Source organism: Haloferax volcanii DS2, assembly GCF_000025685.1.
Classification (GTDB): Archaea; Halobacteriota; Halobacteria; order Halobacteriales; family Haloferacaceae; genus Haloferax; species Haloferax volcanii.
On record NC_013967.1, the window covers coordinates 1,587,353 to 1,599,687 of the forward strand.

Annotated in this window: 10 protein-coding genes, 1 tRNA gene and 1 rRNA gene; 3 read left to right on the plus strand and 9 right to left on the minus strand. The window is 62.8% G+C overall.

The window, feature by feature from the left end; translation table 11 throughout:
• Nucleotides 1–55: 55 nt before the first annotated feature.
• The 4 genes from HVO_RS12960 to HVO_RS12975 all read right to left on the minus strand — a co-directional run bounded on the left by HVO_RS12960 (nt 56) and on the right by HVO_RS12975 (nt 2,200).
• Entirely contained in the window at nt 56–829 is a 774-nt protein-coding gene (locus tag HVO_RS12960; protein ID WP_004041607.1) for a 7-carboxy-7-deazaguanine synthase QueE, read from the minus strand.
• Entirely contained in the window at nt 829–1,305 is a 477-nt protein-coding gene (locus HVO_RS12965; RefSeq protein WP_004041608.1) for a 6-pyruvoyl trahydropterin synthase family protein, read from the minus strand. Before HVO_RS12965 ends, HVO_RS12960 begins: the two co-directional genes overlap by 1 nt.
• Before the next feature lie 115 nt (nt 1,306–1,420).
• Entirely contained in the window at nt 1,421–1,804 is a 384-nt protein-coding gene (locus HVO_RS12970; RefSeq protein WP_004063118.1) for an acyl-CoA thioesterase, read from the minus strand.
• Between the two features lie 117 nt (nt 1,805–1,921).
• Entirely contained in the window at nt 1,922–2,200 is a 279-nt protein-coding gene (locus HVO_RS12975) for a hypothetical protein (protein ID WP_004041610.1), read from the minus strand.
• 172 nt (nt 2,201–2,372) lie between these two features.
• On the opposite strand from HVO_RS12975, the gene HVO_RS12980 reads away from it, so the two are divergent.
• Nucleotides 2,373–2,744, plus strand: a complete 372-nt coding sequence (locus HVO_RS12980; protein WP_004041611.1) for a 2Fe-2S iron-sulfur cluster-binding protein — start codon at nt 2,373–2,375, stop codon at nt 2,742–2,744.
• A gap of 282 nt (nt 2,745–3,026) precedes the next feature.
• On the opposite strand, the gene HVO_RS12985 is transcribed toward HVO_RS12980, so the two are convergent.
• The 3 genes from HVO_RS12985 to HVO_RS12995 form a co-directional block, all read right to left on the minus strand.
• Nucleotides 3,027–3,100: transfer RNA gene (locus HVO_RS12985), tRNA-Tyr, on the minus strand.
• Between the two features lie 73 nt (nt 3,101–3,173).
• Nucleotides 3,174–5,261 (minus strand): DEAD/DEAH box helicase, encoded by a 2,088-nt coding sequence (locus HVO_RS12990; protein ID WP_004041612.1) that lies wholly within the window; start codon nt 5,259–5,261, stop codon nt 3,174–3,176.
• A 229-nt stretch (nt 5,262–5,490) separates the two neighbouring features.
• Nucleotides 5,491–5,973: a hypothetical protein gene (locus HVO_RS12995; protein WP_004041613.1), complete on the minus strand. Its 483-nt coding sequence runs from the start codon at nt 5,971–5,973 to the stop codon at nt 5,491–5,493.
• Nucleotides 5,974–7,354: 1,381 nt separating this feature from the next.
• Here HVO_RS12995 and HVO_RS13000 point away from each other — a divergent pair.
• Nucleotides 7,355–8,560 (plus strand): Cdc6/Cdc18 family protein, encoded by a 1,206-nt coding sequence (locus tag HVO_RS13000; protein ID WP_004063115.1) that lies wholly within the window; start codon nt 7,355–7,357, stop codon nt 8,558–8,560.
• A gap of 171 nt (nt 8,561–8,731) precedes the next feature.
• Here the strand turns inward: HVO_RS13000 and HVO_RS13005 are convergent, their stop codons facing one another.
• On the minus strand, nt 8,732–9,517 hold the full coding sequence (locus tag HVO_RS13005) for a helix-turn-helix transcriptional regulator (RefSeq protein WP_013035387.1): 786 nt from the start codon (nt 9,515–9,517) through the stop codon (nt 8,732–8,734).
• 85 nt (nt 9,518–9,602) lie between these two features.
• Nucleotides 9,603–10,163, minus strand: a complete 561-nt coding sequence (locus tag HVO_RS13010) for a TATA-box-binding protein (RefSeq protein ID WP_004041616.1) — start codon at nt 10,161–10,163, stop codon at nt 9,603–9,605.
• A gap of 676 nt (nt 10,164–10,839) precedes the next feature.
• On the opposite strand from HVO_RS13010, the gene HVO_RS13015 reads away from it, so the two are divergent.
• A 16S ribosomal RNA gene (locus HVO_RS13015) occupies nt 10,840–12,312 on the plus strand.
• Nucleotides 12,313–12,335: the final 23 nt, after the last annotated feature.

The window sequence follows — 12,335 nt, forward strand, 5'->3', positions numbered from 1 at the left end:
GTTTAGCGGGCGTTCGGCGGGGTTCGGCGGGATTCGAGGTTCGTTCGGCGGGCGTTCAGGTCTCGGGCGCGTCGTTCCAGAGGTCGACGTGGAGTCGCGGCGTGTAGCGGTAGCCGAACGACGCCGCGAGGTCTGCGACCTCGGTCCGGGTGCGGGCGAGCTGCTCGCGGGTCTGTCCCTCGGGCATGAGCAACACGTCGCTGTCGCGGATTTCGCGGTCTGCGACGCCGCGCACGTCGTCGACGAGCGACTCGATTTCGTCGAGGTCGTCGCGGCCGGTGACGACGAACTTCAGTTGGAACTCCGCCGCGTCTTCGACCAGCGAGGCGAGCGCGCCGAGGTCGACGCGGGCGTTCTCGTGTCGCTCGGTCCAGACGCCGGGGTCGACGTCGTCCGGGGCGTTGTCGGGCGTCGGCGTCGACGACGCGAGTTTGGGGCTGATACTGGCGAGGTCGACCGGCGCGTCGGTTTCGAGCGTCCCGTTCGTCTCGACGGTCAGGTGGTAGTCGTCGTCGAGCGCCGACAGGAGCGCGTCGGTCTCGTCGTGGACGAGCGGTTCGCCGCCGGTGACGACGACGTGCTCGGGGGACAGCGACTCGACCTCGGCGACGATTTCGTCGAGGCTCAGCCACGCGTGAGTCGGTTCCCACGAGGTGTGAAAGGAGTCGCAGAACCAACAGCGGAGGTTACAGCCGCTGGTGCGGACGAACGTGCTCGGGACGCCGGCGAGTTTGCCCTCGCCCTGAAGCGACGCGAACAGCTCGTTTATCGGGAGGCGGTCGCCCTCGGCGTCGGTATCGTCGCGGGCGACGGTGTCGGAGACGGGCATCAGAAGCCGGCGCAGAGCTCCGACGTTTCGCTGACCGAGACCGAGACCTCGGAGACGGTGTCGGGGAGCGCCGCCAGCAGCTTCTCTTCGAGCACGACGGCCATCACCTCAGCCGTCGGCGGCGCGTCGAGGACGACCGTTCCGTCGGCGTCGCCGGAGCGCTCGAACGCCTCGACCAGCGGGTCGCCCGACTCGACGAGAAAGCGGTGGTCCCACTCGTCGATGACGTCGGTCACGACGCCTTTGTCGACGACCCAGCCCTCGTCGGTCAGATCGCCGACGACGCGGACCGAAATCTCGTAGTTGTGCCCGTGCGGGCGGCTACACTTGCCGTCGTGGTGGAGGAGACGATGGCCGGCGCTGATGCGAATCGGCCGGTCGCGTCCGATGTGGAGGACGCGTTCGCCTGCTCGGGACAGCGGGGTCTCGTCGTCGGCGTCCGCCGACTGTGCACGTTCTAGTGTTCCCCGAGGCATATCCGAGGATTATCACGAGAGTATTTAATTCTCCTGTCTCGGCTCTGTCGGTCGAATAACCGGTGTCGTTCTAGGTCGCTCCAAGAGACAACGCGGTGCGAGCGGCGGCCGGACGCTACGGTTGGTCGGCGATTGCCTCGCGCCACTGGTCGGGAACGCGGGTCGGGCGGCCCTCGTCGTCCATCGCGACCTGAACCGTCTCGCCGGTGGCGACGACCTCGCCCTCGTAGGAGAGCGTGTAGTAGATGGGGAAACTCTTTCCGCCGGGCTCGCCGGCCTCGACTTCCACCTCGACGGTGCCGACGCCCTCGATTGGCGCGCGGTAGTCGAGTTCGAGGTGCGCGACGACGATGTGCGGGTCGGAAAGCGGGGTGTCCAACACCTCCTCGAAGAAGCGCACGCGGGCCTGTTCGCAGTAGGTCGCGTAGACCGCGTTGTTCACATGGCCGAACGAGTCGTGGTCGCGGAACCGGACTTCCACCTCGGCGACGAAGCTCATTGCGGTGCGCGACACGGGCGAGGGGTATAGCACCGACGGTTTGCCTCCGGTGAAGCCGGTGCGATAAGCCGACGACGCGGGAACGAACGGCGGGCGAAAGACGGGGTCGCGGACGACTCAGTTCGCCGTGCGCGCCGACTGGTCGGCGGGGAGCGTCTGTCGGCCGTGCAGTGCGACGGCCTTCCAGACGTTCGAGCGCGAGCCGGCGCGAACCATCTCGACGGGCACGCGAGCGCCCTCGGAGAGCGACGCGAGCGCGTCGCGGATGCGCTCGGACTCGTAGGCCACGAGGTGGCGCGTTTCGTTCGTCTCGTGCAGTTCGACCGTCATCGTCTCGTGGTCGTTCATCTCGGCGCGGACGTTCACCAACACCGGCGCGGACGCGAGGGTCACCATCACGCTCATCTACGAATCCGCCCGTCATAAGCCGTTATAATACTGATATCTTCGGGTATGGATTCTACATAGAGGGCGGGAGAGCCGCGAGCGGGAGGGGTGGGCGAGGCGACTGGACGAGGGGCCGGTCCGAGGGGTACGCCCACGTCGCGTCGGCCCGAACGACCGACCGATGAGCGACCGCGAGCCCCGGGTTCGAACCGAGTGCGACCCGGCTGACTCGACTGTCACGGTTCGTGTCCGCGACACCGACGGCGACCGCGTCACCGACCTCGAAGTCGAACGCGGGACCGTCCTCCGCGACGCGTTGCTCGACGCGGGTATTTCACCGTACGCGCGGCTCACGAAGCGAGTGAACTGCGGCGGGCGCGGCCTCTGTGCGACGTGCGGCGTCCGGGTTCGCTCGGGCGAGCCGACGCCCGACCACTGGCACGACGACCTCGCGGCGCGGTTCGGCTACCCGCGGCTCTCGTGTCAGCTTCGCGTCGACGGGCCGCTAACTGTCGAACTGGTCGAAAAGGTGGTGTGGGGCGGTCGGGAGTAGCGGAGTAAATCAACCAGTGCGAGCGAAGACGGGGCGCGCTCTGAGTTGCAACACTGAGAGAATCCGCGCTCCCCGATTTGAACTCACTCGCAACGCTCCGCGTTGCTCGCTGCTCAAATCGGGTCGAGGAGTCCTTCACATTCAACACCGCTCGCTACGCTCGCGGGTGTTGAAGTTCAGTCCGCTCTCCCCGATTTGAACTCAGTCAGACGACGCGTTCACTTCGTTCACGCGCTGCGACTGACCTGCTCAAACCGGCTCGACCGGATTTTGCAAGCAAAATCCGCTCTCCCCGATTTGAACGGGGGACAAGCCGATCTACAGTCGGCTGCTCTGCCAGGCTGAGCTAAGAGCGGTCAAGAGAATCTCAATCCACGGGCAGACTTAAGAATTCTCATTCCGGGCGGCGAAGCGCCCGACGACGGGTGATTACTCGTCGGTCGTCGCTGACTCAGCGCCGTCCGCAGACGCCGACTCAGCACCGTCCGACTCGTCGTCTTCGGTGTCAGTGTCGGCGTCGGTGTCACCGCCGTCCGACTCGGGGTCGAGGTCGTCGGCGCTCGTCTCCCGGACGCGGATACCCTTCCCGGCGAGGTGTTGCATCTGGCGCTGGGCGAAGTCCTCTTCGCTCGTGCCGCGGGTGGCGAGCACGTAGACGAGCGCGCTCCCCGTCGGGCGCATGGTTCGGCCGGCGCGCTGGGAGCCCTGCCGGCGAGAGCCGCCGAGGCCGGAGGCGACGATTGCGAGTCCGGCGTTCGGGAGGTCGATGCCCTCGTCGCCGATGCGGGAGATGACGAGCGTGTCGAGGTCGCCGTCGCGGAACGCCTCGAAGTACGCCTCGCGGCGGTGATGGCGGGTCTCGCCGCTGACGAACGGCACGTCGAGCGCCTCGGCAATCGCCTCTCCCTGGTCGAGGTAGTCGACGAAAACGAGCGTCTTCGAGTCGGCGTGACGGGCGCGGAGCCGACGAATCTCGAATATCTTCCCGGGGTTCATCGCGGCGAGCATGTGCCGCTCGCGGCCGTCGCTGGAGGCCCATTCGTTTCTGGCCATGTCGTCGCCCCAACCCACGTAGCGAATCTCGACTTCGGGCTCCTGAACGTAGCCGGCGTCGAAGAGCTTCCCCCAGTCGGTGCCGATAGGCGGGCCGATGAGCGTGAAGATCTCTGCTTCCTTGTCGTCCTCGCGGATGGGCGTCGCCGACAGCCCGAGGCGGTGTTTGGACTGGAGGTCGGCGCTCCGCTGGAAGACGCGACTCGGGATGTGGTGGGCCTCGTCGTAGATGATGAGCCCCCAACGCCGCGAGTCGAAAAGCGAGCGATGGCGGTCCATCCCGGCGGTCTGGTAGGTGGCGATTGTGACCGGGCGAATCTCTTTCGCGCCGCCGTGATACTCGCCGATTTGGTCGGCGTCGAGGTCCGTCGTCGAGCGGAGTTCCTCGCGCCACTGGCGGGCGAGTTCGCGACTCGGCACGAGAATCAGCGTCTCGCCACCGACCGCGGCGAGCGCGCCGATGCCGGCGATGGTCTTCCCCGCGCCGGGCGGCCCGACGAGGACGCCGGCGCGCTGGTCGACGAATCGGTCGACCCAGTCTCGCTGGTAGTCGCGGAGGTCGACGCCGAGCGTAACGTCGAGTTCCTCGCCCTCTTCGAGGTCGCGGTCGTCCTCGACGGGGTAGCCCGCGTCGTAGAGGATGCGCTTTATGGCCGCGATTTCTTCGTCTCTGACCCACGCCTCGGTGTCGGAGATGGGGGCGTAGACGTGGTCGTCGTCGAGTTTCTGGAGCGCGACGTTGCCCATGAGGCTCTCGGTGGCGGCTTCGAGGACGGTGTATCCCTCCTCGTGAGAGTAGAGGCGGAACTGGTGGGCGCGCTTCCACTGGTCTTCGACCCACGCTTCGAGGTGCGGCGACCGCTCGGGGAGGACCGACCGAAGCATCGAGAGGAGCGAGTCGACGTCGTCGAAGGGTGCCTGCCACACGTCTTCCTGCCGAATGCGGTAGAGGTAACCGCGGCCGCGGCCCTCGCGGTCGCCGGTGGTGTCCGCGAGGTGCGCAAACTGCGAGAGTCGCGCCCGGGTGTACTGGGTCGGGTTGTCGACGACGATTTCGCGGCGTTTCGGAAAGAGGACGACCCGCTCGCGCGAGGCGAGGTCGCCCCACTCGGTCGGATACCAGACGACCGGGTCGGTCTCGACGTTCACCCGCTGGACTCGCCCCGCACCGGCGAGCGCGTCGAGTCCGTCCATCGCGTCCGCCTGCGAGACGCCGAGGCGGCGAGCGACCTGCTGGGCGGTCACCACGGGCCGGCCCTCGGATTCGAGCGCTTCGTAGAACGCTGCGAGCGAGACGCCGTCGGCAATTTCGCTCGGTTGGTCCGCGTCGACGGTGGACGCGTCGGGCACGTCGGATACCTCGGTTACGTCGGCCAATCGGTCGAGCACGTCTCGGGACGCGCCGGCCCCGTCGATGTCGCCGTCTCCGTCGGGAGGACTTTGGTCCTCGTCCTCGGCAGTCATCGAAGCCGAATACGGTCGCGACGGGGAAACGGCTTGCGACACCGGGGCCCGTGACGCGAGTGAGGGAACCAGCTGCACGCGAGGGTTCAGGGGGAGCGGAGGCGGAAGGAACGAAGGGAGAGCGAGGAGAAAGCGAGGAGCGAACGAGCTGAGTGCGAGAAGACAGAAGCGACTCGGCTTCGTCGAAGCGGTCCCCCGTTGAAACGACGTTATCGGGACGGAGGCGATACTATCGGGACGTGCTCGACCGCGCGGGAGCCATCCGGTCGAACACGGCCCGAAAGTCGTCGTCGACGGTGAGGAACTCGGGGAACTCTTCGAGCGTCCGGACGCCGTCGAGATAGACGTACTCGACCGGCTCGGGGGGAATCTCCTCGAAGACCTGAACCGGTCCCCGTTCAGCGAGACCGACGAACGGCCGTCCCTCCGGGTCGGTCTGCGGCGTCAGTTCGTGTTCGAGGTAGAGCTTCGCCATCACGAGCGCGCTCGCGAGCGGAACCTGACCGGGAGTCAACTGCCACGTGACCTCTCGGTCTTCGTAGTGGACGGTGGTCACGTAGCCGTCGTCGAACCGGAAGCAATCGACTCGCTCCCCCGGGCGCGACCACCGCGTCTCCGTCGAACGGGAGCGTTCGAGAGACCACGCTCCGTCGTCGTCGCGATTAAACACGACCTCTCCGAGGCGCACCCACAAGCGACTGAGCGCACGCATACGTTACCGATTCGTCCCCCTGGGTAATTGCATTGACGCCACGGGAACGACACAGTCCGTCGGGGGAGAACGTTTCGAGGCTCGTTCCGGGAGGCTACGCACGGATGCACGAGAGTCGCATGCACACCACGTTTCCGGTGAACGAGTGAGAGCTAAGTTCGGTCCGAGACCGGTGTAGACGTCGGTGTCGGCAGGTGACGGCTCGGCCGGGTCCGGTCGGTCGTCGACGACTCACCACATCGTGTTCGCGACACCCCACACCTCGCTTCCGGTGAATCCCGAGACCGGGTGAGACGGGTAGAGACACCACGTTTCCGGTGAATGAGGGGAAGATAGAGAACCGGAAAACCCGGTCACAGAGCCGGGATACCACGAGCCGTCAGGACGGAAAGCGACAGTCGGTCGCTCACCGGTCAGCTCTCCGTCGCCAACTTCGTCCGGCTCGGCGGAGAACGTAGCAACGCTGACAGACACCGTGTTTCCGGTGAAATACGATACAGGGCAGACGAGTCCCGCGGGGGTCGGAAAGCGGTCAAACAGCCGATGAGTCACGAGAGCGAGGTCACGCGCACACCACGTTTCCGGTGAACCGAACCACGCGCCTGGCAGCGGCAAACGCATGGAAACACGGGTGTGCGCGTTCGTATCTTTCCCCTCATTTTCGGGGGCACCCGAATCGAACCACTTATATTGAACACACCGCGTTTCCGGTGAAAACACCTGCAATAAGAGTTCTATCTGGGGAATAGGGACACTACGGGAGACCGAGATGAGACACCACATTTCCGGTGAGTCAGCCAGGCGAGTCCATCAGGCGCGGTCCAACACTCACTCGACTCGCGTCGGGGTTCCTGTGTAGTTCAAGTAGCAATAATTAAATAGTATATTCGTGTTAACGACCATTGATACACTCGTGAAGTAAAGAAATACTCGTAACTCGAGTACGGTTCGAATCGAACCGTTCGTCTTAGACGTGTGTTTTTCGGAGTTTGCGAGTCAGCACAGTCCGTGATTTCGGTCCGTTCTGGAGGGTCCTACGAGGTTTCGCGAACTCCCGTGAATCTGAGCGATTCGTGGCGAGACGGAACTTCACAGTCGACTCTCGTCACAGACCGCTTCCAGCAACAGCGCACACACGGCATCGGTGCCGACGTAACTCGTCAGCTTCGTGCGCGTTCTCCGTCCTCAGGTGGGACGCGAAGTGAGAGTAGCCGGCCTCGTGGGGTCAGGTAGACTCCCCCACACCGTGTTTCCGGTGAATCAATACCTCCGTTTCGTGTGGACGGAAAACCGGGGTTCGTGGGCGTTCACCGGAAACGTGGTGTGTGTGTGCTGAGTCGAATGGTAAGTCCTTTCACCGGAAACGTGGTGTGTTGCGAACATGCCTAACGCCAGCGACGACCTCTTCACCCGGGAGGACCCCATCTTCGCCAATAAGGAGTTGTTGGAGATTAACCACCTCCCGGGCGAGGGTCGCATCGTCGGTCGCGACGACGAGATTTCGGATCTCGCGACCGCGGTGAACCCCGCCATCTTCGGACAGAGCCCGAGCAACGTCCTCATCTACGGGAAAACTGGGACGGGGAAGTCGCTCTGTGCGAAGTACGTCTCCCAGCGCCTCGTCGAGACGGCCGAAGAGGAGGGCGTGAAAGCGACGTTCGCCTACGTGGACTGCGCGCAGGACACGACCGAGACGCAGGCCGTCCAGACCATCGCCGACAGCGTCAACGACACCTCGATTACCGGGATAAAAGTCCCCGATAAGGGACTTTCGACGTCGACGTACTACAAACGCCTGTGGCGCATCCTCGACTCGCTGTACGACGTGGTTCTCATCATCCTCGACGAAATCGACAAACTGAGCGACGACGACATCCTCATGCAGCTCTCGCGAGCCGGTGAGGCGGGGAAGATTGCCGGCTGTAAGCTCGGCGTCATCGGTATCAGCAACAAGATTCAGTACAAAGACCGGATGGACGAGCGGGTGAAATCAAGCCTCTGCGAGCGCGAGTTCGTCTTTCCACCGTACGACGCGAACCAGCTTCGCGACATCATGGACGCCCGGAGCGACGCCTTCCGAGACGGCGTGTTGGACCCATCGACGATTCCGCGAGCCGCGGCGCTCGCCGCCCGCGAACACGGGGACGCCCGGAAAGCAATCGACATCCTGCGGTACGCGGGAGAAATCGCACAGTCCATGGGGGCGAGTACCGTCAAGGAGAACTTCGTCACGCAGGCGCGCCAGCGCGCGGAGACCGACCGCTTCCGCGAGCTGATTCGCGGGTCGACACCGCACTCTCGCTACGTGTTGCAGGCGCTCGCCATCCTCTCGCTTTCGAACGAAAAACAAGACGGCTTCCGAACGAGCCGCGTCTACGAGGTCTACGAGAACATCTGCCGACAGCAGGGCTCCGATAGCCTGTCGCTGCGGCGGGTTCGAGACCTCCTGAAAGAACACGCCTTTCTCGACATCATCGAGCAGTCGAAACACAGCGGCGGGAGCGCGGAGGGAAGCTACACCAAGCACCAACTGCTCGAGGATCCGGACGTGGTGAGGGACGTCCTCATCGAGAACACGGACTCTTGATTGGAGAATCGAACTCTCGATCGGGGCGTGTGAGGGCCGAACCGGCTAGCGGGAACGCCGTACCACCGCAGGCGTACCTCCGTAGAGTGGCCTCTTATAGTTTATTGCATAATCGTGTGACTGGAATATTCACGCGTGACCGACCCGGTCACGCCCGTTGTCGGCGCCGACTCACGGTTCGAGGCGGTCAATCGGCACTGATGTCGAGCGGACCGACTCGTACAGGATTTCGACCCACGAAACGACTTCCGACGCGTCGCCGTCAACGAGGGCCGTCAGGTTGTTGTGTTCGTCGTAGGCGGAGACGAGACCGTGGCCGTCGACCACGAGCAGGCCGAAATCGAGGTTCTCCTCGGTGACTCGAAGTTCGAACTGGTCAAGGTCCCGCGCACGCTCGAAGGAGTCCGGGTAGGCGTCCATCGAACGCTCGAGGACGCCGCGGTCGACGATGAGTTCCATCCGAGTATCTTCTCCCAGCACCGCTTCGGCCGATTCGTTGAACACACGACTCACGATGGGCGTGACTCCGCGGAAGCGGTCGACTGGTTCGCTTCCGACGATAGTCAAGTACCTGTTAAGCGGCGCGTGCGGGTCGTTGTCCGCGGCGGTCGTGATGTTCATCTGACCGAGGACACCGGGCGGGGCGTTCTCACAGATGTCTGCGGCGTTCGCCAGGAACTCGCTCATTCGGTCGGCGCATTCGACCGTCTCTATGAACCGCTCGTACCGTTCGTGGACCATCGTTCCGCCCGGCGTAAGGTGATACAGTCCGTCGGATCTCTTTTTCGCCCATCCTCGGTCACAGAATCCTGCGAGTGTCCGCTGTGCCGTCTCTCGGGCGCAGTCACAGTGTTCCGCGAGCGCTGTCGGTCGACGTGGTTCGACCGCCAACGCCCGGAGAATCGCCTCTCGACTCTGTGACCCAACGAGAAACGCTACGTCCTCCCGCGCACTCATGTACCTCTGTTACACTGTTCGCCATTTCACACTTATGGGTGTTCAGACACCTAGCACCGCGAAAAATCGGATAGTTCGGGAGCGCCTAGCCGAGCAGTCCAAGCGCGTCGATGCGCTCGACGATTTCCTCGACGGCGGTTTCCGCGTCGTCCGTCCGCTTTCCCCCGGTGATGACGATTTTCCCGGAACCGAAGAGGAGGATAACGACTTTCGGTTCGTCCATCCGGTAGACGAGGCCGGGGAACTGCTCCGGCTCGTACTCGACGTCTTCGAGACCGAGCCCGATGGCCAGCGCGTTCAGGTTCAGGTTGTGTCCGAGGTCCGCGCTGGAAACGATGTTCTGGACAGTTATCTCTGGCTCGTCGTCGACGGGAATCTTCAGCTCACGGAGCTTATCGAAGATAATCCCGAGTGCGTCGTGCACGTCGTCGATACTTTTCGCGCCCGTGCACACGATCTTCCCCGACCGGAAGATGAGCGCAGCGGCTTTCGGGTCCTGGGTGCGATAGACGAGGCCCGGGAAGTTGTCCGGGTTGAAATCTGCACCGGGGAGGTCGTCGGCGAGGGCTTCGAGGTCGAGCTCCTGACCGATCCCGGTCGATGCGACTACGTTCTGAATCTCGATGGAGTCTGCCGGCCCACTCATTGCTCGCACGTGAATCGTACCTCCGGCCTTATAAAGCGACCCGTTATAAACCGACTTCAACGGGTCGATTCTATCGACACCTCGCACGCACGCGAAACTAATACATTGATTTCTCGCTCAGTCTAATTGATGTCACAATTGACCGCGCGTGAAGTTATGGCACGCCTCGTGTCTATTTTTCTCACAGAGCCACTAAATCAACGGGGTTAAATGTATCCCGGGCATTCGGATTAATGCGAAGAAGCGCACGGGGGCACTCCCCCCGAAAGCTTCCACCGAACGCCCCCGACCCCAAGGTCGTCAGGCGCTCACCGGGATGACACACCTTCCCGGGGGTCGCCACGATACGACGGCCTTAAGTGGTCCAAGGCATTTCGGATGAATGCGAACGACACACCGCGATTGCAGGGCGATTCAACGCGTCCTGCCTCACCGGACCCGAACCGAACGAGGTTCGAAGGGTTTATACCCTCGAATCGCTTCGGTTCAGGTCCGAAGGAAATGAGGATTCCGCCCCTGCGGTACGCCGCAAGACGGTATCTGATGTTAGCCCTAGTAGTTCGGTGACATCCGAACGGATGTCACGCGAACTCGGACCTTTGAACGGTGATTTGACAGCATATCGCTGCCATTCACCCGCCAACACCCCGCGACCAGGTTTAAATGGTCGCGACCCATTCCGGTTGATCCTGCCGGAGGTCATTGCTATTGGGGTCCGATTTAGCCATGCTAGTTGCACGAGTTCATACTCGTGGCGAAAAGCTCAGTAACACGTGGCCAAACTACCCTACAGAGAACGATAACCTCGGGAAACTGAGGCTAATAGTTCATACGGGAGTCATGCTGGAATGCCGACTCCCCGAAACGCTCAGGCGCTGTAGGATGTGGCTGCGGCCGATTAGGTAGACGGTGGGGTAACGGCCCACCGTGCCGATAATCGGTACGGGTTGTGAGAGCAAGAGCCCGGAGACGGAATCTGAGACAAGATTCCGGGCCCTACGGGGCGCAGCAGGCGCGAAACCTTTACACTGCACGCAAGTGCGATAAGGGGACCCCAAGTGCGAGGGCATATAGTCCTCGCTTTTCTCGACCGTAAGGCGGTCGAGGAATAAGAGCTGGGCAAGACCGGTGCCAGCCGCCGCGGTAATACCGGCAGCTCAAGTGATGACCGATATTATTGGGCCTAAAGCGTCCGTAGCCGGCCACGAAGGTTCATCGGGAAATCCGCCAGCTCAACTGGCGGGCGTCCGGTGAAAACCACGTGGCTTGGGACCGGAAGGCTCGAGGGGTACGTCCGGGGTAGGAGTGAAATCCCGTAATCCTGGACGGACCACCGATGGCGAAAGCACCTCGAGAAGACGGATCCGACGGTGAGGGACGAAAGCTAGGGTCTCGAACCGGATTAGATACCCGGGTAGTCCTAGCTGTAAACGATGCTCGCTAGGTGTGACACAGGCTACGAGCCTGTGTTGTGCCGTAGGGAAGCCGAGAAGCGAGCCGCCTGGGAAGTACGTCCGCAAGGATGAAACTTAAAGGAATTGGCGGGGGAGCACTACAACCGGAGGAGCCTGCGGTTTAATTGGACTCAACGCCGGACATCTCACCAGCTCCGACTACAGTGATGACGATCAGGTTGATGACCTTATCACGACGCTGTAGAGAGGAGGTGCATGGCCGCCGTCAGCTCGTACCGTGAGGCGTCCTGTTAAGTCAGGCAACGAGCGAGACCCGCACTTCTAATTGCCAGCAGCAGTTTCGACTGGCTGGGTACATTAGAAGGACTGCCGCTGCTAAAGCGGAGGAAGGAACGGGCAACGGTAGGTCAGTATGCCCCGAATGAGCTGGGCTACACGCGGGCTACAATGGTCGAGACAATGGGTTGCTATCTCGAAAGAGAACGCTAATCTCCTAAACTCGATCGTAGTTCGGATTGAGGGCTGAAACTCGCCCTCATGAAGCTGGATTCGGTAGTAATCGCATTTCAATAGAGTGCGGTGAATACGTCCCTGCTCCTTGCACACACCGCCCGTCAAAGCACCCGAGTGAGGTCCGGATGAGGCCACCACACGGTGGTCGAATCTGGGCTTCGCAAGGGGGCTTAAGTCGTAACAAGGTAGCCGTAGGGGAATCTGCGGCTGGATCACCTCCTAACGACCGAGACCACCCCGACGG